The 18,250-nt window shown below is 68.4% G+C and carries 13 protein-coding genes; 7 read left to right on the top strand and 6 right to left on the bottom strand.

Translation table 11 applies throughout. The features are described 5' to 3' along the window. Positions 1-96 precede the first annotated feature (96 nt). From uvrA to Tharo_RS00340, 3 genes are all read right to left on the bottom strand, one after another. Complete coding sequence (gene uvrA / locus Tharo_RS00330; RefSeq protein ID WP_107222259.1) at positions 97-6,174, bottom strand: excinuclease ABC subunit UvrA; 6,078 nt, start codon at positions 6,172-6,174, stop codon at positions 97-99. A gap of 68 nt (positions 6,175-6,242) precedes the next feature. Beyond that, on the bottom strand, positions 6,243-7,739 hold the full coding sequence (locus tag Tharo_RS00335) for an RNA-binding domain-containing protein (protein WP_107219493.1): 1,497 nt from the start codon (positions 7,737-7,739) through the stop codon (positions 6,243-6,245). Continuing rightward, positions 7,736-8,173 (bottom strand): hypothetical protein, encoded by a 438-nt coding sequence (locus Tharo_RS00340; protein WP_107219494.1) that lies wholly within the window; start codon positions 8,171-8,173, stop codon positions 7,736-7,738. Before Tharo_RS00340 ends, Tharo_RS00335 begins: the two co-directional genes overlap by 4 nt. A 333-nt stretch (positions 8,174-8,506) precedes the next feature. Here Tharo_RS00340 and Tharo_RS00345 point away from each other — a divergent pair, with 333 nt between their 5' ends. The 6 genes from Tharo_RS00345 to mnhG are packed head-to-tail and all read left to right on the top strand — an operon-like array spanning position 8,507 to position 14,552. Next, positions 8,507-11,416 carry a monovalent cation/H+ antiporter subunit A gene (locus tag Tharo_RS00345; RefSeq protein WP_107219495.1) on the top strand — a complete coding sequence of 970 codons (2,910 nt, stop codon included), beginning with the start codon at positions 8,507-8,509 and terminating at the stop codon, positions 11,414-11,416. Continuing rightward, positions 11,416-11,757, top strand: a complete 342-nt coding sequence (locus Tharo_RS00350; RefSeq protein WP_107219496.1) for a Na+/H+ antiporter subunit C — start codon at positions 11,416-11,418, stop codon at positions 11,755-11,757. Before Tharo_RS00345 ends, Tharo_RS00350 begins: the two co-directional genes overlap by 1 nt. After that, complete coding sequence (locus Tharo_RS00355) at positions 11,754-13,403, top strand: monovalent cation/H+ antiporter subunit D (RefSeq protein ID WP_107219497.1); 1,650 nt, start codon at positions 11,754-11,756, stop codon at positions 13,401-13,403. Before Tharo_RS00350 ends, Tharo_RS00355 begins: the two co-directional genes overlap by 4 nt. Continuing rightward, on the top strand, positions 13,400-13,918 hold the full coding sequence (locus Tharo_RS00360; RefSeq protein ID WP_107219498.1) for a Na+/H+ antiporter subunit E: 519 nt from the start codon (positions 13,400-13,402) through the stop codon (positions 13,916-13,918). Before Tharo_RS00355 ends, Tharo_RS00360 begins: the two co-directional genes overlap by 4 nt. Further along, positions 13,915-14,199 carry a K+/H+ antiporter subunit F gene (locus tag Tharo_RS00365; RefSeq protein WP_107219499.1) on the top strand — a complete coding sequence of 95 codons (285 nt, stop codon included), beginning with the start codon at positions 13,915-13,917 and terminating at the stop codon, positions 14,197-14,199. The genes Tharo_RS00360 and Tharo_RS00365 overlap by 4 nt, the downstream gene beginning before the upstream one ends. Continuing rightward, on the top strand, positions 14,196-14,552 hold the full coding sequence (mnhG, locus tag Tharo_RS00370) for a monovalent cation/H(+) antiporter subunit G (protein WP_107219500.1): 357 nt from the start codon (positions 14,196-14,198) through the stop codon (positions 14,550-14,552). The genes Tharo_RS00365 and mnhG overlap by 4 nt, the downstream gene beginning before the upstream one ends. A 1-nt stretch (position 14,553) precedes the next feature. Here mnhG and Tharo_RS00375 read toward each other — a convergent pair whose 3' ends face one another. Further along, the gene (locus Tharo_RS00375) at positions 14,554-15,516 is read right to left on the bottom strand and encodes a TerC family protein (protein ID WP_107219501.1); all 963 of its coding nucleotides are present in this window, start codon (positions 15,514-15,516) and stop codon (positions 14,554-14,556) included. A gap of 640 nt (positions 15,517-16,156) precedes the next feature. Here Tharo_RS00375 and Tharo_RS00380 point away from each other — a divergent pair. Then, a complete protein-coding gene (locus tag Tharo_RS00380) occupies positions 16,157-17,488 on the top strand; it encodes a hemolysin family protein (RefSeq protein ID WP_107219502.1) in 1,332 nt (443 codons plus the stop codon). 72 nt (positions 17,489-17,560) lie between these two features. Here Tharo_RS00380 and Tharo_RS00385 read toward each other — a convergent pair whose 3' ends face one another. Both Tharo_RS00385 and Tharo_RS00390 read right to left on the bottom strand, forming a co-directional pair. Next, entirely contained in the window at positions 17,561-17,893 is a 333-nt protein-coding gene (locus tag Tharo_RS00385; protein ID WP_107219503.1) for a type II toxin-antitoxin system RelE/ParE family toxin, read from the bottom strand. Beyond that, the gene (locus Tharo_RS00390; protein ID WP_107219504.1) at positions 17,890-18,141 is read right to left on the bottom strand and encodes a ribbon-helix-helix domain-containing protein; all 252 of its coding nucleotides are present in this window, start codon (positions 18,139-18,141) and stop codon (positions 17,890-17,892) included. Before Tharo_RS00390 ends, Tharo_RS00385 begins: the two co-directional genes overlap by 4 nt. Positions 18,142-18,250: the final 109 nt, after the last annotated feature.

Here is an 18,250-nt window from a genome sequence, read left to right on the forward strand (position 1 = left end):
GCTCGTTCGGTAGGCGACCGACGCCGCAAACCGTGGGAGCGGGCTCCCGCAGCGAACCATGACCAAGACATCAATCCATGGTTCCGCTGCACCACATCATCCGGGCCTGCGCTGCGCCAGGAACTCGCGCAGGTGGCGGCCGGTGTGCGATTCCGGCGCCGCCATCGCGACTTCCGGCGGGCCTTCGGCCACCACCCGGCCGCCGCCGTCGCCGCCTTCGGGGCCGAGGTCGATCAGCCAGTCGGCCTCGGCGATGACGTCGAGGTCGTGCTCGATCACCAGCACGGTGTGGCCGGCGTCGGTGAGGCGGTGGAGCACGCGGATCAGCTTGTCCACGTCGGCCATGTGCAGGCCGACGGTGGGTTCGTCGAGCACGTACAGGCTGTGCTTGTCGGCGGGCAGCGGCACGCCGCCGGTGTCCTCGGCATCGCCCGGGCGGCGGCGCACCTTGGCGAGCTCGGTGACGAGCTTGATGCGCTGCGCCTCGCCGCCGGACAGGGTCGGGCTGGGCTGGCCCAGGGTCAGGTAGCCGAGGCCGACGTCCTGCAGCAGCTGCAGCGGGTGGGCGATTGCCGGATGGGCGGAGAAGAAGTCCACCGCCTCGTCCACCGCCATCGCCAGCACTTCGGCCACGGTCCTGTCCTTCCAGCGCACCGACAGCGTCTCGGCGTTGAAGCGCGCGCCGCCGCAGCCTTCGCACGGCGTCTTGACGTCGGGCAGGAAGCTCATCTCCACCGTGGTCTGGCCGGCACCGTCGCACACCGGGCAGCGCCCGGCGCCGGTATTGAAGGAGAAGCGCGAGGCGTTCCAGCCGCGGGTGCGGGCGTCGAAGGTGTCGGCGAAGAGCTTGCGCACCGCATCCCAGAAGCCGACGTAGGTCGCCGGGCAGGAGCGCGGCGTCTTGCCGATCGGGGTCTGGTCGACTTCGAGCACGCGGCCGACCTGCTGCCAGCCGTGGAGGGCCTTGCAGCCGACGAGCGCCTGGTCGACCTCGTCGGGCTGGGCCTGGCCGCGGCGGCGGGCGCGGGTGGCCTCGGGGTCGCCCAGGCGGGCGCGCAGGTTGGCGTGGATGACGTCGCGCGCGAGGCTGGACTTGCCCGAGCCGGAGACGCCGGTGACCACGGTGAGGCGGGCGAGCGGGATGCGCACCGAAAGGGCGCGCAGGTTGTGCAGATTCGCGCCCTCGATGCGGATCGCCGCATGCTCGTCCGCCACTGCGCGGCGCGGACGCAGCGGGTGCTGCAGCGGGTGGCGGAAGCATTCGCCGGTGGCCGATTCGGGCGCGTTCAACAGGTCGTCGATGCGGCCTTCCGCCACCACGCGGCCGCCGCGCACGCCGGCGCCGGGGCCGAGGTCGATGACGTGGTCGGCGCGGCGGATGGTGTCCTCGTCGTGCTCCACCACCAGCAGGGTGTTGCCGCGGTCGCGCAGCGCTTCGAGGGTGTCGAGGAGCAGGCGGTTGTCGCGCGGATGGAGGCCGATGGTGGGTTCGTCGAGGATGTAGCACACCCCGCGCAGGTTGGAGCCGAGCTGGGCGGCGAGGCGGATGCGCTGCGCCTCGCCGCCCGACAGCGTGGGCGCGGCGCGGTCCAGCGCCAGGTAGCCGAGGCCGACGTGCTGGAGGAAGGCGAGGCGGCCGCGGATCTCGCTCACCAGGTCGCGGGCGATGTCGGTTTCGCGCGCGCTGAGCGCCAGATCGGCGAAGAAGGCGGCGGCCTTATCCACCGGCCAGGCGGCGAGCTGGTGCAGGCCGAGGTCGCGGAAGCGCACCGCGCGCGCCACCGGGTTGAGGCGCGCGCCCGCGCAGGCGGGGCAGGGCTCGTCGCTGACGATGACTTCTTCCGCATCGCCGAGGTCGAGCGCGTCCGGGTCCTCGATGCGCGCCGCGGTCTTCAACCCGGTGCCGTAGCACTTCGGGCACCAGCCGTGCTTGGCGTTGTACGAAAACAGGCGCGGATCGGGCTCGGGAAAGCCGCTGCCGCAGCTCGGGCAGGCGCGCAGGGTGGAGAAGGTGATCGGCGCCGCGCCGGGCGTGCCGGTGTCGAGCACCTTGATCACGCCCTTGCCGATCTCCAGCGCCTGTTCCACCAGCGCGCGCAGCGTGGCCTCGTGCTCCGGCTGCACCACCACCCTGCCGGCGGGCAGCTCGATGTTGTGCTCCTTGTAGCGGTCCAGGCGCGGCCATTTGGCGGTGGGCAGGTAATCGCCATCGACGCGCAGCTGGGCATGGCCCTTGGCCCGCGCCCACTTGGCGAGGTCGGTGTACAAGCCCTTGCGGTTGACCACCAGCGGCGCGAGGACTTCGACGGAGGCGCCGCGCAGCTCGCGCTGGAGCTGGGCGACGATGGCCTCGAAGCTCTGCGGCGTCACCGGCACCTCGCAGTCGGGGCAGAACTGCGTGCCCAGCTTCACGTACATCAGGCGCAGGAAAGGGTGGATTTCGGTCAGCGTCGCCACCGTGCTCTTCCTGCCGCCGCGGCTGGTGCGCTGCTCGATCGCCACCGTCGGCGGAATGCCGAACAAGCCGTCGACGTCGGGCCGGCTCGCGGGCTGGACGAACTGGCGGGCGTAGGCGTTGAGCGATTCCAGGTAGCGGCGCTGGCCCTCGCCGAAGACGATGTCGAAAGCCAACGTCGATTTGCCCGAGCCGGACAGGCCGGTGATCACGGTGAAGCGGTCGCGCGGAATCTGCAGGCTGACGTTCTTCAGGTTGTGCTCGCGGGCGTGGCGGATTTCAATCGCCGGAGCGGCGACGCGGTATTGCGCCCGTGCCTCTGCGGCGATGTGGGGGCGACCCGGCGGGTCGCCCCCACCCGACGGGGTGGCGGTTTCCATTCCCGTGCCACCGGTTTCCGTCCACGCGTCGTCGGTTTCCATTCCCGGTTTGCCCGTTCCCGTCCCCGCGCCGTCGGTTCCCATTCCGGCGCCGCCGGTTTCCACCCCCGTGCTGCCGGTTCCCGTCCCCGTGACGAATCCGTGACCGTAGGGGCGACCCGCCGGGTCGCCCCTACCCCCCGCTGCGGTCCCTGCCTGCCTGGCCCCGATTTCCCTCAGGGCCTCGGCGTAATCGCGCAACGCGGCGCCGGTGTGCGAATTGGGGTGCGCGCGCACCGTTGCGGGCGGGCCTTCGACGACGATCTCGCCGCCCTCTTCGCCGCCCTCGGGGCCGAGGTCGATGATCCAGTCGGCGGCAGCGATCACGTCGAGGTTGTGTTCGATGACGATCAGCGAATGGCCGGCCTGCAGCAGCTTGTCGAAGGCGCCGAGGAGCTTGGCGACGTCCTCGAAATGCAGGCCGGTGGTGGGTTCGTCGAAGAGGAACAGCAGGCCCGGTGCGGCCGCCTCCGCCAACGGGGAAATCGGCGGCCAGCGCCGATTTTCCGAGGCCGCAGATGCGTGGGCACCGTAGGGGCGACCCGCCGGGTCGCCCCTACCGTCGGCCGCGTTACCGGTTTCCCCAACCTTGTCCACAGACTTATCCACAGCACTGGCCTTGCGTACAGGTTTGCGCTGTGCGGCTTCGGCGAGGTGGCCGGCGAGCTTGAGGCGCTGCGCTTCGCCGCCCGATAGCGTCGGCACCGGCTGGCCGAGGCGCAGGTAGTCGAGGCCGACGTCGGCGAGCGGCGCGAGCGCGGCGAGGACTTTGGGATGTTCGCCGAACACGTCCAGCGCCTCGTGCACCGTCAGCGCCAGCACATCCGCCACCGACAGCCCGTTCCATTGCAATTCAAGCACTTCGGGCCGGTAGCGCTTGCCGTCGCAGTCCGGGCAGCGCAGCCAGACGTCGGACAGGAACTGCATCTCGACGTGCTCGAAGCCCGAGCCGGTGCAGGTCGGACAGCGCCCATGGCCGGCGTTGAAGCTGAAGGTGCCGGGCGTGTAACCGCGCTGCCTGGCCTCCGGCAGGGCGGCGAAGAGGGCGCGGATCGGGTCCCAGGCGCCGACGTAGCTCACCGGGTTGGAGCGCGAGCTTTTGCCGATCGGCGATTGGTCTACCATCACCACGCCGCGCAAGTTATCCACATCCTCGAGGCGGTCGAAGGCCCCCGGCGATTCGGCGGCTTCGCCGAAATGCTTGGCCAGCGCCGGGAACAGCACGTCCTGGATCAGCGTCGATTTGCCCGAGCCGGAGACGCCGGTGAGACAGGTCAGGCGCCGCAGCGGAAAGCCCACGCTGAGGTCGCGCAGGTTGTGCTGGCGCGCACCGACCAGCTTCAGCCGCGGCGTGTCGGTGTCCACCGGGCGCGGCGGGCGATCGACGTCGATGCGCTTCTGCCCCGCCAGCCAGGGCCCGGTCACCGAATCGGGGTTGGCGGCGATCTCCGCCGGGGTGCCGCGGGCGACGATGTTGCCGCCGCGCTCGCCGGGGCCGGGACCGATCTCGAGCAGGGCGTCGGCGGCGACCATCACCTGCGGGTCGTGCTCGACCACCACCAGGGTGTTGCCGGCGTCGCGCAGCCGCGTCATCACCCCGAGGATGCGGCCGATGTCGCGCGGGTGAAGGCCGATTGAAGGTTCGTCGAGCACGAACAGGGTATTCACCAGCGAAGTGCCGAGCGCGGTGGTCAGGTTGATGCGCTGCACCTCACCACCCGACAGGGTGCGCGACTGGCGGTCCAGGGTCAGGTAGCCGAGGCCGACGTCGGCAAGATAGGCGAGCCGGCTGCGGATCTCGCCGAGCACCAGCGCGGTGGCCTCGTCCGGCACGCCGGGGATGTGCAGCGCGGAGATCGCGTCACGGATGCGATCCACCGGCATCGCCATCAGCTCGTGGATCGCGAGGCCTGAAATTGGGGACAGACCACGTTTTCCGCGGAAATCGTGGTCTGTCCCCAATTTTCCCCGGTCGCCCGCCGGCAGCCGCCACAGCAGCGCATCCGGCTTCAGCCGCGCGCCGTGGCACGCCGGGCATTCGGTGTAGCTGCGGTAGCGCGACAGCAGCACGCGGATGTGCATCTTGTAGGCCTTGCTCTCGAGCCAGTCGAAGAAGTGGCGCACGCCGTACCAGTAGCGCGGCCACGAGCTGTCCCAGTTCTTCCACTTCGGGTCGCCCTCGAACAGCCACTGGCGATGCTCCGGCGGAAGGTCACGCACCGGGATGTCCATCGCCACGCCGGCCTTCTTCGCCATCTTCGCCAGGTCTTCCTGACACTCGCGGTAGCTCTCGGTCTGCCACGGTTTGATCGCGCCTTCGGCGAGCGTCTTCGATTCGTCCGGCACCACGAGGCCGAAATCCACCCCGATCACCCGGCCAAAGCCACGGCAGGTGTCGCAGGCGCCGATCGGCGAGTTGAACGAGAACAGGCCGGGCGTCGCTTCCGAATAGTGGATGTCGCAGTCGGCGCAATGCAGGCCGGAGGAATAGCGCCACACTGCTTCGTCCGGCGTGTGCTCCGACGCCACCCCCGCGCCCGACGCATGCACCGACAGCCGCCCATGGCCGCGCGCCAGCGCCGTCTCCAGCGCTTCGGCGAGGCGCGCATCTTCGGCGCTCGATGCGCGGAAGCGGTCCTGCACCACCTGCAGCACGTCCTGCCCTTCGGCGCCGGCCCCGGCGAGCCGTTCCTGGATGCGGGTGTAGCCCTGCGCGGCGAGCAGGCCGGTCACCTCCTCCTCGCTGAAGTTCGCCGGCACCGTCAGCGGAAAGCACACCACCAGGCGCGGATCGCCCTCGGCGGCCGCGCGCGCGCGCAGGTCGGCGGCGATGCTGGCGGCCGAATCGCGCCGCACCGGCTTGCCACAACCGCGGCAGTGCAGCTGCGCGGCGCGCGCGTAGAGCAGCTTGAAGTGGTCGGCGAGCTCGGTCATCGTCCCCACCGTCGAGCGCGAGGTGCGTACCGGGTTGGTCTGGTCGATCGCGATCGCCGGCGGCACACCCTCGATCCGATCCACCTGCGGCTTGTCCATGCGGTCGAGGAACTGGCGCGCATAGGGCGAGAAGGTCTCGACGTAGCGCCGCTGGCCCTCGGCGTACAAGGTGTCGAACACCAGCGAGGACTTGCCCGAACCGGACACGCCGGTGACCACCGTCAGGCGGTTGAGCGGCAGGTCGAGCGAGAGGTTGCGCAGGTTGTTCTGGCGCGCGCCGCGGATGCGGATGGCGTCGGCGACCGAGGCGGGGGCCGTCGAAACGGAAGAACCAAGCGGAATGTAGCGGGGTGCGGAGGCGGGCATGGGGAGCGAGGCGAAGGCGGAAGCCGCCATTTTAGGCGGCGGGGGCGCGTCTCGGACTCATGGGGGACTCAGTTCTGCAGATTCAGATGCGTCCGACCGGCAGCGGTCAGGCGGTATTGTTGCAGGCGGCTGTTGGGTTTGTCGGGCAGGGTGTGGGCGATGAGCCCGGCGTCGAGCAGGCGGCGTACGCCGCGGTTCAGTGCCCCACTCACGGAGGGAAGGCCGAGCCGGCCAGCCAATTCGGCCTTGCTCAGCGCGCCTGCGCTCAAGGCCACCAGAATGCGCCGCGCCTGCGACTCTGCCCCCGACTCTGCCCCCGACTCTGCCCCCGACTCGCCCCCCGACTCTGGCTGCGACCCGGCCTCGGTCTGGCCGGCCGTCGCGCCATCTGCCAGCGGCGGCAGCATCACCGTCACGCGAAAGATTGATTCCTCGCGCAGGATCGGATCCTGTCCACCGAAGGCACGGGCGTACCTGAACAGGTTGCGCACGCCCGAACCCAGCTCCTCGGCCCACTGCATCTCGCGGAACACGCGGGCGATGGCCGGGTTCTTCGGCGAGGGCGCGAAGTCGTCCGGGCGCAGCAGGCCCAGGCCATGGGGGTTGTTGCTGTTCTCGGTGAGCACCCGGTCGCGCAGGATGATCAGCTTGGCCGGGAAGGGGTTGAGGTATTCGCGGTGGATCAGCAGGTTGGCCACCACCTCGCGGAAGATGCGGTCGCGCAGGCTGACGCGTCGGCTGCCCTCCAGGTAGAAGGGGTCGGCGATGTGCTTGTTCACGAAAGCCATCAGCCGGTCGTAGCTTTCCAGCAGGTTGGTGCGGATGTCGTCGCGGTCGTCGTAGCGGTCGAGGTCATGCACGCGCAGGATGGCGTCGGTGCGGTGGTGCGGGACCACGCCCAGCACCACCTCGTCGCGGCCGAACAGCAGGGCGCCGGCCATCGAGATGCCTTCGGCGCCGGTCTGGTAGTCGCGCTGGTACAGGCGGGCGCTTTTCAGCAACTCCAGGTCGTCCAGCTCGGCCCAGGGGTGGCCGGCGCGTTGCAGGCGCACATTGCGGCGCACGCGCTCGATCAGATCGCTGCGCAGGTCGGTGAGGCGGATGTGCGGAAAGATGCGGTTCTCGCTGTAGCCGACCTGCTTGCGCAGGTACAGCTCGGCCAGCAGCTGGCCGTGGCCGGTGATGTCGAAGTCGCCATCCTCGTTGCGGCTGTAGATGCGCTGGTTGCAGCTGTGCACCTGCGAGCTTTCCGGCACGCTCAGCACCAGCAAGGTCTGCCCCTCCAGCTCCACCGGCTCGGCCACCAGCGGCATCGGCGGGTTGATCTTCTGTGGGTTGTGCAGGGTGTTGGCGAGGTCCTTGCGCATCTGCGCCAGCGCCTCGGGGGCGATGCCGGTCACCGTGCCGTCGTCCGCCGCGCCCAGCACCAGGGTGCCGCCGCGCTGGTTGAGGAAGGCGCAGATGGTTTCGTAGGTGTCGCGGTTGAGCGCTTCGCGGGCGCGCTTGAACTCGACGGTCAGCCCCTCGCCACCGCGCAGCAGTTGGGCCAGATGTTCTGGAGTCATGCCTCGGCCCTGTGCGGACAGCCGTGCCTTGCGGTGGGTTGTTTGGCTGGGTGTTCGGTGCGGATGCGCTCCGTGTCGGGTGTGACACCTTTTCGGGCGGTAACGCTGAAGGGTGGGTTGAGCAAGGCATGCAGCGCCTGCTGCCAGCTCTTGATGGCCTCTGGATCGTCCTGGCCGGGTGCCCCCACACGTCTTGCAAATGCAAGCATTCGCTCGGCCAGGTCTTCGGCAAATGCAACCGGCACGCCGACTTGACGCAGATACTCGGCCGCCATGTAGTGATTGCCGGACTTCTTGGGGAACCTCAGTAGCTCAATGGTTGTTCGGATCGCAGGAGAGAGAAAGTCCCGGAGCAGTCCGAGGAAGGGAACGTCGCTTCCCTTAATTCTCAATCGAAGCTGTTCTTCGGCGACTGATATGGTTTGCAGGCTCATCTCGCTGGGTTCCAGACTGTTGTGTGGCGACTTGATCACTGGAATCGTTGCAGTACAGACTGCTTGGTGGGATGTCATTATCCATGTTGCACGCCCTCGTAACATATGGAATGCATACCACTTTGGAGACATTCTTCCTGGTTCTCGCTGCAAGGTGGGCAGCAGCAGGCGGCTCACTCAGCCACCGTGCGCATCCAGCCGCGCACGGCCACACATCCGGAAAATCTGGCATCGAATTTGCTGTGATAAATTCCGTATCGCACCGGGATCTGCCGCAGTGGCCCCCGAGCTCACGACCACGCCTGAACCGACCTGCCGTTCGATCCCTCTTCGATGCTGCTCGCCGCCCTCATTTTCCTTCCTTTCCTCGGCAGCATCGTCGCCGCCCTGATGCCGCAGGGCGCCCGCAACTACGAGTCCTGGCTGGCGATCGCGGTGGCGGTGGGGGGGATGGCGATCGTCGGGACGCTGTTTCCGCAGATCGCCGGCGGCGAGGTCGTGCGCGAGGAGTTCGCCTGGCTGCCGGCGAACGGGCTGAACTTCGTGCTGCGGGTCGATGGCCTGGCGTGGGTGTTCGCCATGCTGGTGCTGGCGATCGGGCTGCTGGTGGTTCTCTACGCGCGCTACTACATGTCGCCGGAAGATCCGGTGCCACGCTTCTTCGCTTTCCTGCTCGCCTTCATGGGCTCGATGCTGGGGGTGGTGCTGTCGGGCAACCTGGTGCAGCTGGTGGTGTTCTGGGAACTCACCAGCCTCACCTCCTTCCTGCTGATCGGTTACTGGCACCACCGCGCCGACGCCCGCCGCGGTGCGCGCATGGCGTTCACGGTGACCGCGACCGGCGGCCTGTGCCTGCTCGCCGGGGTGCTGGTGCTCGGCCACATCGTCGGCAGCTACGACCTCGACACGGTGCTCGCCGCCGGTGACGCCGTCCGCGCTCACGACCTCTACCGGCCCGCCCTGGTGCTGATCGCGCTCGGTGCGCTGACCAAGAGCGCCCAGTTCCCCTTCCACTTCTGGCTGCCGCACGCGATGGCGGCGCCCACCCCGGTGTCGGCCTACCTGCACTCGGCGACGATGGTGAAGGCGGGGGTGTTCCTCCTCGTGCGCTTGTGGCCGGCGCTCGCGGGCACGCCGGAATGGACCTGGATCGTCGGTGGCGCAGGGGTGTGCACCCTGCTGATCGGTGCCTTCGTCGCCATCTTCCAGCACGACCTCAAGGGCCTGCTGGCCTACTCGACGATCAGCCACCTCGGCCTGATCACGGTGCTGATCGGTATCGGCACGCCGCTGGCGATCGTCGCGGCGATCTTCCACATCCTCAACCACGCCACCTTCAAGGCCTCGCTGTTCATGGCCGCGGGCATCATCGACCATGAATCGGGCACCCGCGACCTGCGCCTGCTGCGCGGCCTGCGCCATTCGTTGCCGGTGACCGCGACGCTGGCGATCGTCGCCAGCGCGGCGATGGCGGGGGTACCGCTGCTGAACGGCTTCCTGTCCAAGGAAATGTTCTTCGCCGAGACGCTGCACGTCGGCGGCGATCGCAACTGGTGGATGTCTTACGCCGCGGTGGCGATGGGCATGTTCAGCGTGGCCTACTCGCTGCGCTTCATTTCGGTGTTCTTCGGCGCGCCGGCGCAGGGCTTGCCGCGCGAGCCGCACGAACCGCCGCGCTGGATGCGCTTTCCGGTCGAACTGCTGGTGCTCGCCTGCCTCGTCGTCGGCATTGCCCCCGGGATCAGCATCGGGCCGCTGCTGCACCTCGCGGTGGTGGCGACCCTGGGCGAGGCAACGCCGGACTACGACCTGGCGGTGTGGCACGGCGTGAACCTGCCGCTGCTGATGAGCGTGGGCGCGCTCGTCGGCGGGGTGCTGCTGTACGCGGTGCTGCGCCGCCACTTCGACCTCGCGCAGCGCGAGCGCGTGCCGCTGATTCACCGCTTCAACGGCGCCCAGGCTTACGAGACCACCATGCTGCAGCTCACCCGCAGCGCGGAGTGGCTGCTGCACCGCGTCGGCACGCGCCGGCTGCAGCCGCAGTTGCTGCTGATGATGATGGCGCTGCTGGGGATGCCGCTGCTGCTCGCCGGCGCGCCGCCGGCGTGGACCGCGGTCCCGCGGCAGGGCTTCGATCCGCTCTTCGCCGGAGTCTGGGCGATCGGCGCCGGCTGCGCCGTGGCCGGGGCGTGGATGGCGAAATACCACCGCCTCGCCGCGCTCACGCTCGTCGGTGGCACCGGCATCGTCACCGCGGCGACCTTCCTGTGGCTGTCGGCGCCCGACCTCGCGCTGACCCAGCTGATGGTGGAGACGGTGACCACGGTGCTGATCCTGCTCGGCCTACGCTGGCTGCCGCCGCGGATCGAGTCGATCGCCGGCCCGGTCCAGCCGCTGTGGCGGGTGTGGGCGCGCCGTGCGCGCGACCTCGCGCTCGCGCTCGGTGGCGGCGCGGCGCTGGCGGCGCTGACCTATGCGGTGCTGGTGCACCCGGCCTCGGACACGATCGCCGACTTCTTCCTCCTCAACGCCCTCGGCGGCGGCGGCGGCAGCAACGTGGTGAACGTGCTGCTGGTGGACTTCCGCAGCTTCGATACCCTGGGCGAGATCACCGTCCTCGCCATCGTCGCGCTCACCGTCTATGCCCTGCTGCGCCGCTTCCGCCCCGCGCCCGAGAGCGCGGGCATTCCGCCGCAGCAGCGCTTCGAGGCCGACCCGGCGAGCGGGCAGAGCCCCGCCGAGCAGGCCAACAGCGGCTACCTGCTGGTGGCAGGCATCTATCTGCGCCTGCTGCTGCCCTTCATGGGCGTGATCGCGGTGTATTTCTTCATGCGCGGCCACAACCTGCCGGGCGGCGGCTTCGTCGCCGGCCTCATCTTCGCGGTGGCGATCCTCGTCCAGTACATGCTCGCCGGCACGGTGTGGGTCGAGAGCCACGTGCACCTGCGCCCGCACCGCTGGCTCGGCTTCGGCCTGCTGCTGGCGTGCGCCACCGGCCTCGGCGCCTGGCTGTTCGGCCATCCCTTCCTCACCACCCATACCGCCCATGTGGACTGGCCGCTGGTGGGCGAGCTGCACCTGCCGAGCGCCTTCGTGTTCGACCTCGGGGTGTTCGCGGCGGTGGTCGGGACCACGATGCTGATGCTGGTGGCGCTCGCCCACCAGTCGCTGCGCGCGCATCGCCAGCCCGGCGAGGAAGCGGCGGCGGACGGACCGGCGGCGGCGGACGGGGGGAGGGCTTGATGGAAGCGGTGTTTGCGATCGCCGTCGGCGTGGTGTTCGGCGCGGGGATCTGGCTGATTCTGCGCCCGCGCACGTTCCAGCTCATCATCGGGCTGCTGCTGATGTCCTACGCGGTCAATCTGTTCATCTTCGCGATGGGGCGGCTGTGGGTGGACAAGCCCCCGATCACGCCCGCCCCGGGCATTGATCCGGCGCAGTTCGCCGACCCGCTGCCGCAGGGCCTGGTGCTGACCGCGATCGTGATCGGCTTCGCCACCACCGCGCTCTACCTGGTGCTGATGATCGGCGCGCGCGGGCTGTCGGGCAGCGACCACGTCGATGGCGAGGAGCCGCAGCAATGAGCGTGCTGCCCTGGCTCAACCACCTCATCATCGTCCCCGTGCTGCTGCCGCTGATGGTGGGGGCGCTGATGATCCCGATCCACCAGAAGCGCCACGGGCTCAAGTTCGCCCTCGGCCTGGCGAGCGGGGTGCTGCTGTGGGTGGTTGCAGTCGCGCTGCTGGTGCTGGCCGACGGCGGCCACTGGCCGGGCGGCATCGGCGTATATCTGGCCGCCAACTGGGCGGCGCCGTTCGGCATCGCGCTGGTGGCCGACCGCCTCTCGGCGCTGATGCTGGTGCTCACCGCGACGATCGCGCTCGCCGTGCTGGTGTTCTCGGCGCGGCGCTGGGACCGCGTCGGGGTGAGCTTCCATCCGCTCTTCCAGTTCCTGCTGATGGGACTCAACGGCGCCTTTCTGACCCACGACCTGTTCAACCTTTTCGTCTTCTTCGAGGTCATGCTGGCGGCCTCTTACGGTCTCGTGCTGCACGGCTACAACCTGCGCCGGATCCAGGCCGGGATGCAGTACCTCGCGGTGAACCTGGTGGCTTCGCTGCTGTTCCTGATCGGGGTGGCGCTGATCTACGCCGCCTCCGGCACGCTCAACATCGCCGACCTCGGCGCCCGCGTGGCCCTGCTCGGGGCGCAGGACGCCTGGCTGCTGCAGATCGGCGCAGTGGTGCTGGCGCTCGCGTTCCTGACCAAGGGCGCGATGTGGCCGCTCGGCTTCTGGCTACCCACTACCTACGCTTCGGCTTCGGCACCGGTGGGGGCGATGCTGGTGCTGATGACCAAGGTCGGCGTGTATGCGGTGCTGCGGGTATGGCTGGCGGTGTTTGGCGCGGGGGACGCGGGCGGCGCGGGGGACGCTGCGCACGCCCTGCAAGGCTTCGGTTTCGCCGCGCTGACGGTCGGCGGCATGGCGACCCTGCTGTTCGGTGCGATCGGCATGCTGGCAAGCCAGGATGGCGGGCGCATGGCGGGCTACGGCGCGATCGTGTCCTCGGGCACGCTGCTCGCGGTAATCGGCCATTCGGGCGGCGCGGTGCTGGCTGCGGGGCTGTACTACCTGCTCGGCTCGACGCTGGCGATGGCGGCCTTCATGCTGCTGATCGAGCTCACCGAGCGCATCCGCCCGCCGGGCGCGGCGCTGATCGCGATCACGATGGAGGCGTTCGCGATCGAGGACAAGCCGGAGGACCCGGTCGGCGTCGGCATTCCCGGCACGCTCGCCTTCCTCGGCCTGAGCTTCGCCGCCTGCGCCCTGGTGATCGCGGGAATGCCGCCGCTGGCGGGCTTCGTCGCCAAGTTCAGCCTGTTCCACGCGATGCTCGCCGCGTCATCGGACAAGGTGCCGGCCATGACCTGGCTGCTGATCGCGCTGATGGTGATCGGCGGGCTGGCGGCGATCATCGCGCTGATGCGCCTGGGAGTGCGCACCTTCTGGGCTGCGGGGGCAGTGACGCCGCCGCGCCTGCAGTTTTCCGAGGCGCTGCCGGTGGGCGCGCTGGTGATGCTGTGCGTGCTGCTGACGGTGCAGGCGGACACGGTGTTCGACTACCTCGGGCGCACCACCGACGGGCTGCTGCGCGGCGCCGACTACACCGTGCGCGTGCTCGGCGAGCCCACGGTGCAGCGGCTTCCCGCCGCCGAGGGGGGGCGATGAGACGCTGGCTGCCTTCGCCGCTGCTGTCGCTGGCGCTGCTGCTGATGTGGCTGCTGCTCAACCAGAGCGCGGCGCCGGCGCACTGGCTCCTTGGCGCCGTGCTCGGCCTCGTCGCGCCGCTGCTCGCGCGCCCGCTGCAGCCCCATGGCCATGCGCGCCTCCGCCGCCCGCTGGCGCTGTTCCGGCTGTTGTGGATGGCGGCGATCGAGATCGTGCGCTCCTGCTTCAACGTCACCCAGATCATCCTGCTGCGGCGCTCGGCCGACGTGAACTCGCAGTTCATCCACGTGCCCCTCGACCTGAAGAGTCCCCACGGCCTGGCGCTGCTGTCCTGCCTGATCAATTCGACTCCCGGCACGGTATGGGTGGAGATCCTCCCCGAGCGCTACGAACTGCTGCTCCACGTCTTCGATCTGCACGACGAGGCGTGGTGGGTGCAGACCATCAAGACGCGTTACGAACAGCCCATCATCGAGGTGTTCGAGACCCCCGAAACCCGAGGAGACCGGAGATGACGACGGCGACGCTGCTCTCGGCGGCGATTTTTTTCGCGCTCGCCTGCGTGGTGCTGGCGATGCTGCTGTGCACGCTGCGCCTGATGATCGGCCCATCCGCGCAGGACCGCGTGCTCGCCCTCGACACGCTGTGGATGTGCGTGATGGTGCTGGCGCTGCTGCTGGGCATCCGCCACGGCAGCCAGATCTATTTCGAAGCGGCGCTGATCATCGCCCTGCTCGGCTTCGTGTCCACGATCGCGCTCGCCAAGTTCCTGATGCGCGGGGAGGTGATCGAATGAACGGCGCCGAATCCCTGCCCTGGTGGGCGGCCGTCCCGGTCGCCTTCCTGCTGGTGCTGGGCGGCTTCATCACCGTCATCGGCACGCTCGGCCTGGCGCGGCTGCACAGCTTCTACCAGCGCATCCACGGCCCGGCGATCACGATCGCGCTCGGCGCCGGCTGCATCCTGGTGGCGTCGATGCTGTACTTCAGCGTGACCCAGTCGCGCCTCGTGATCCACGAACTGCTGATCAGCGGCTTTGTGCTGATGACCGCGCCCGTGGTGTCGATGCTGATCATGCGTGCGGCGGTGTATCGGGACCTGCGCGCCGCCCGCGAGGCGGATGCGGGCGGCGACGCGGGCAACTCCTGAATCAGGCGAGCGGTTTCGCTTTCCGCGCCGCGTACCACAGGCTTGCGGCCACCGCGCAGGCGAGGAGGGTGGCCACCACCGCCAGCGACACCAGCACCGGAACCTTCACCCACTCGACGATCAGCATCTTGGTGCCGATGAAGACCAGGATCGCGGCCAGTCCATACTTGAGCAGCTCGAAGCGGTCGCCGAGGTCGGCGAGCAGGAAGTACATCGCGCGCAGGCCAAGGATGGCGAACAGGTTCGAGGTCAGCACGATGAAGGGGTCGGTGGTGATGGCGAAGATCGCCGGGATGCTGTCGACGGCGAAGATCACGTCCGAGATCTCGACCAGCACCAGGGCGAGGAACAGCGGCGTCATCATGCGCACGCCGTCGCGCACCACGAAGAAACGTTCGCCTTCGAGCTTCTCGGTGACCGGGTAATGGTTGCGGATCCAGCGGATGAGGGGGTTCTTTTCCAGATCGGGGTCGTGCTCGGAAAACCACGCCATCTTGATGCCGGTGACGACGAGGAAGGCGCCGAAGAGGTAGAGGATCCAGTGGAACTCGGTGATCAGCCAGCTGCCGGCGAAGATCATCACCGTGCGCAGCGCGATCGCGCCGACGATGCCGTACAGCAGCACGCGGCGCTGCAGCTCGAGCGGCACCGCGAAGAAGCTGAAGATCATCATCCAGACGAAGACGTTGTCGACCGCGAGCGATTTCTCGACCAGGTAGCCGGTGACGAAGGCGAGCGTCTTCTCGTTGGCCAGGGCGCGTCCCAGCGTGCCGTCGAGGTACCACCACAGCCCGCCGGCGAACAGCAGCGAGACCGTCACCCAGGCGAGCGACCAGCCTGCCGCTTCCTTCAGCGACACCCGGTGCCGCGTGCCGCCGCCGAAGGCGAACAGGTCCACCAGCAGCATCGTTGCCACGATGGCGGCAAAGGCCGCCCACATCCACCACGTTCCAATCGATTCCATCGCGCGCTCCGCACAAAACAAAACAAAAAGGGCCTGTTCCCGAAGGACACAGACCCTTGCCCCTACTTTGCGCGCACGGACCTTGCCCTTGGGCAAGGTCTCGCTTGCAACGAACTCGTTGCCTGCAGCACCGGGAGACTGTCTGCGACAATCCTGCCGTGATGACGATGCTGCAGCGTGAAAAGCTACTCCCCTTGATGGAGCGCGAGTGTAGATTGCGCCGCGGCAAAGTCAAGAGGCGCGGCGGCCCCGGTCCCCTCCCGGCGGTCGACATGCCCATCCATCTCGGGCATGATCGAATTCGTCCCAACGGATCAAGGATTGCGCGGGGTGTCATGCACTCCGCCTTATGAGTCGTTTTTTCGCCCCCCGGAGAATTCTCTCTGCATTCCCGGACGATGGAAACCGCCCGTCTCCGGAAGACGTCCCAGGCCGGGTGTTGTCCCTGGGTCGTACAACGCTTGCCCCCGCACACGAAACGCGCGAAGCCTGCTGTGATCGGGCTCGTCGGGCTCGCCTCGCGCCTTTGCGGCGATCCCGGGCGCGTTTCCTGCCGTCTTTGTTCGGCCGCGCCTGCGGGCAGCGCCCCGCTCGCCCCCGCTCCTGCTCCCACTCCTACGCCCTTCGCTGACCCCACACCATGGAAATTGCCCTACTGATTGCCCTCATCGTGCTCAACGGTGTCTTCGCGATGTCCGAAATCGCGCTCGTGACCGCGCGCCGCGCTCGACTCGCCCGGCTCGCGGAAGATGGAGACGGCTCGGCCCAGGTGGCGATGAAGCTCGGCGAGGATCCGACCCGCTTCCTGTCCACGATCCAGATCGGCATCACCTCGATCGGCATCCTCAACGGCATCGTCGGCGAGGCGGCTCTGGCAGGCCCGCTCGCGGACTGGCTGCAGTCGCTGGGCGTGGAGCAGCGCATCAGCGAAGTCGGCTCTACCGTCCTGGTGGTCGTGGTCATCACCTACGTCTCGATCGTGGTCGGCGAACTCGTCCCCAAGCGCATCGGCCAGATCAACCCCGAAGGGATTGCCCGTCTCGTGGCGCGGCCGATGAACGTGCTGGCCATCGCTTCGCGCCCCTTCGTTCATCTGCTGGCCGGTTCGACCGCGATCCTGCTGCGCTTGATGGGCCAGCGTGAAACAGGCGGCCCGAGCGTGACCGAGGAGGAGATCCACGCCCTGCTCAACGAGGGCTCCGAAGCCGGTGTCATCGAGAAGAGCGAACACGAGATGGTGCGCAACGTGTTCCGCCTCGACGACCGCCAGATCGGCTCGCTGATGGTGCCGCGTGCCGACATCGTCACGGTCGACGCCGATCGCCCGCTCGACGAGAACCTGGCCATGGTGGCCGAATCGGCGCATTCGAGCTTCCCGGTGTGCAGGAACGGGCTCGACGACATTCTCGGCATCGTCAGCGCCAAGCAGATCTTCGCCCAGATGCTGCGCGGCGAAACCGTCGATCTGACCAGGAATCTGCAGGCGCCGGTCTATGTGCCCGAATCGCTCACCGGGATGGAACTGCTCGACCAGTTCCGCGCCTCCGGCACCTATGTCGTCTTCGTGATCGACGAATATGGCGAGGTGCAGGGCATGGTGACCCTGCACGACGTCATCGAGTCGGTGACTGGCGAATTCCTGTCGCACGACACCGAGGAGGCATGGGCGATACAGCGCGAGGACGGATCCTGGCTGCTCGACGGGCTGATCCCGATCGTCGAGCTCAAGGACCGCCTGGGCATCAAGTCGGTGCCTGAAGAGGAGAAAGGCCGCTACCACACCCTGTCGGGCATGGTCATGTGGCTGCTCGGGCGCCTGCCGAACACGGGCGATATCTCTACCTGGGAGAACTGGCGTTTCGAGGTCGTCGACCTCGATGGCAAGCGCATCGACAAGGTGCTGGCGACACAACTGCCGGAACCCGCCCCCGAAGTCGCCGCCGATGCGCCTCAGGCCCCTGCCCAGAGCTGACACTGCGCTGCCACGGAGCTCCGGTAAGCGGACCGCGAGGATGACCGGCCCAGTGAGCGCCGGGCGATTGGGTCAGGCGAAGGGGTCCGGATCCTGGATCCAGGCGGGAATGTCGCGCTGGCCGTGCAGTACGCGCCAGACATCGATATGGTCCGGTCGTTCGATGTAGAAGACATGGTAGGGGTAGTGCGACAGCGCCCAGGAGCGTAGGCCGGGAAGGTTCAGCTCATGGCCGTAGCGAAGCGTACCCGTGCCGGGATGGCGGGCGATATGGGCATAGCCCCGTTCCAGGGCATCGATGAAACCGAGCGCAACCGATGAGGAAGCCTCTTCGAGGTAGTAGGCGATCGCGTCGTCGATGTCCTGGTTGGCCTGCTCACGCGGAACAACGGGTTTGACCTTCACCCCTGGGAGACCGGCTTGGCTGCCCTGCGCACCCTCTCACGCAGACCTTCGAAGTAGGCGCCGTCGGCCGGAGATGCCGGCGCAGTGGCTGCGCCGACCAGCAGCACTCCACGCAAGCGCTGACGATCCTGGTCCTTGCGGATCAATTCGCGCACGTACTCGCTACTGGTGCCATAGCCGCGTTCGCTCACCTGCTCGTCCACGAAGGATTTCAGGCTGTCGGGCAGGGAAATGTTCATCGTGCTCATGGGCGCAGGCTAGTCTGCTTGGCAAAATTTGGCAATGCCGTGCGTCCGTCTCCGTCCCGCCAGTCACGCTGGGCGACGGCTTCCCGGCAGCGCCGATGACTGCAACAGG

Origin of the sequence: Thauera aromatica K172 (assembly GCF_003030465.1) — a bacterium.
Classification (GTDB): Bacteria; Pseudomonadota; Gammaproteobacteria; order Burkholderiales; family Rhodocyclaceae; genus Thauera; species Thauera aromatica.

What these genes read in the sequence shown, in the direction of transcription:
- Tharo_RS00355 (WP_107219497.1), top strand. Translation starts at nt 11,754, where the DNA reads ATGAGCGTGCTGCCCTGGCTCAACCACCTCATCATCGTCCCCGTGCTG.
- Tharo_RS00345 (WP_107219495.1), top strand. Translation starts at nt 8,507, where the DNA reads ATGCTGCTCGCCGCCCTCATTTTCCTTCCTTTCCTCGGCAGCATCGTC.
- Tharo_RS00375 (WP_107219501.1), bottom strand. Translation starts at nt 15,516, where the DNA reads ATGGAATCGATTGGAACGTGGTGGATGTGGGCGGCCTTTGCCGCCATC.
- uvrA (WP_107222259.1), bottom strand. Translation starts at nt 6,174, where the DNA reads ATGCCCGCCTCCGCACCCCGCTACATTCCGCTTGGTTCTTCCGTTTCG.
- Tharo_RS00350 (WP_107219496.1), top strand. Translation starts at nt 11,416, where the DNA reads ATGGAAGCGGTGTTTGCGATCGCCGTCGGCGTGGTGTTCGGCGCGGGG.
- Tharo_RS00365 (WP_107219499.1), top strand. Translation starts at nt 13,915, where the DNA reads ATGACGACGGCGACGCTGCTCTCGGCGGCGATTTTTTTCGCGCTCGCC.
- Tharo_RS00360 (WP_107219498.1), top strand. Translation starts at nt 13,400, where the DNA reads ATGAGACGCTGGCTGCCTTCGCCGCTGCTGTCGCTGGCGCTGCTGCTG.
- Tharo_RS00335 (WP_107219493.1), bottom strand. Translation starts at nt 7,739, where the DNA reads ATGACTCCAGAACATCTGGCCCAACTGCTGCGCGGTGGCGAGGGGCTG.
- Tharo_RS00390 (WP_107219504.1), bottom strand. Translation starts at nt 18,141, where the DNA reads ATGAGCACGATGAACATTTCCCTGCCCGACAGCCTGAAATCCTTCGTG.
- Tharo_RS00340 (WP_107219494.1), bottom strand. Translation starts at nt 8,173, where the DNA reads ATGAGCCTGCAAACCATATCAGTCGCCGAAGAACAGCTTCGATTGAGA.
- mnhG (WP_107219500.1), top strand. Translation starts at nt 14,196, where the DNA reads ATGAACGGCGCCGAATCCCTGCCCTGGTGGGCGGCCGTCCCGGTCGCC.
- Tharo_RS00380 (WP_107219502.1), top strand. Translation starts at nt 16,157, where the DNA reads ATGGAAATTGCCCTACTGATTGCCCTCATCGTGCTCAACGGTGTCTTC.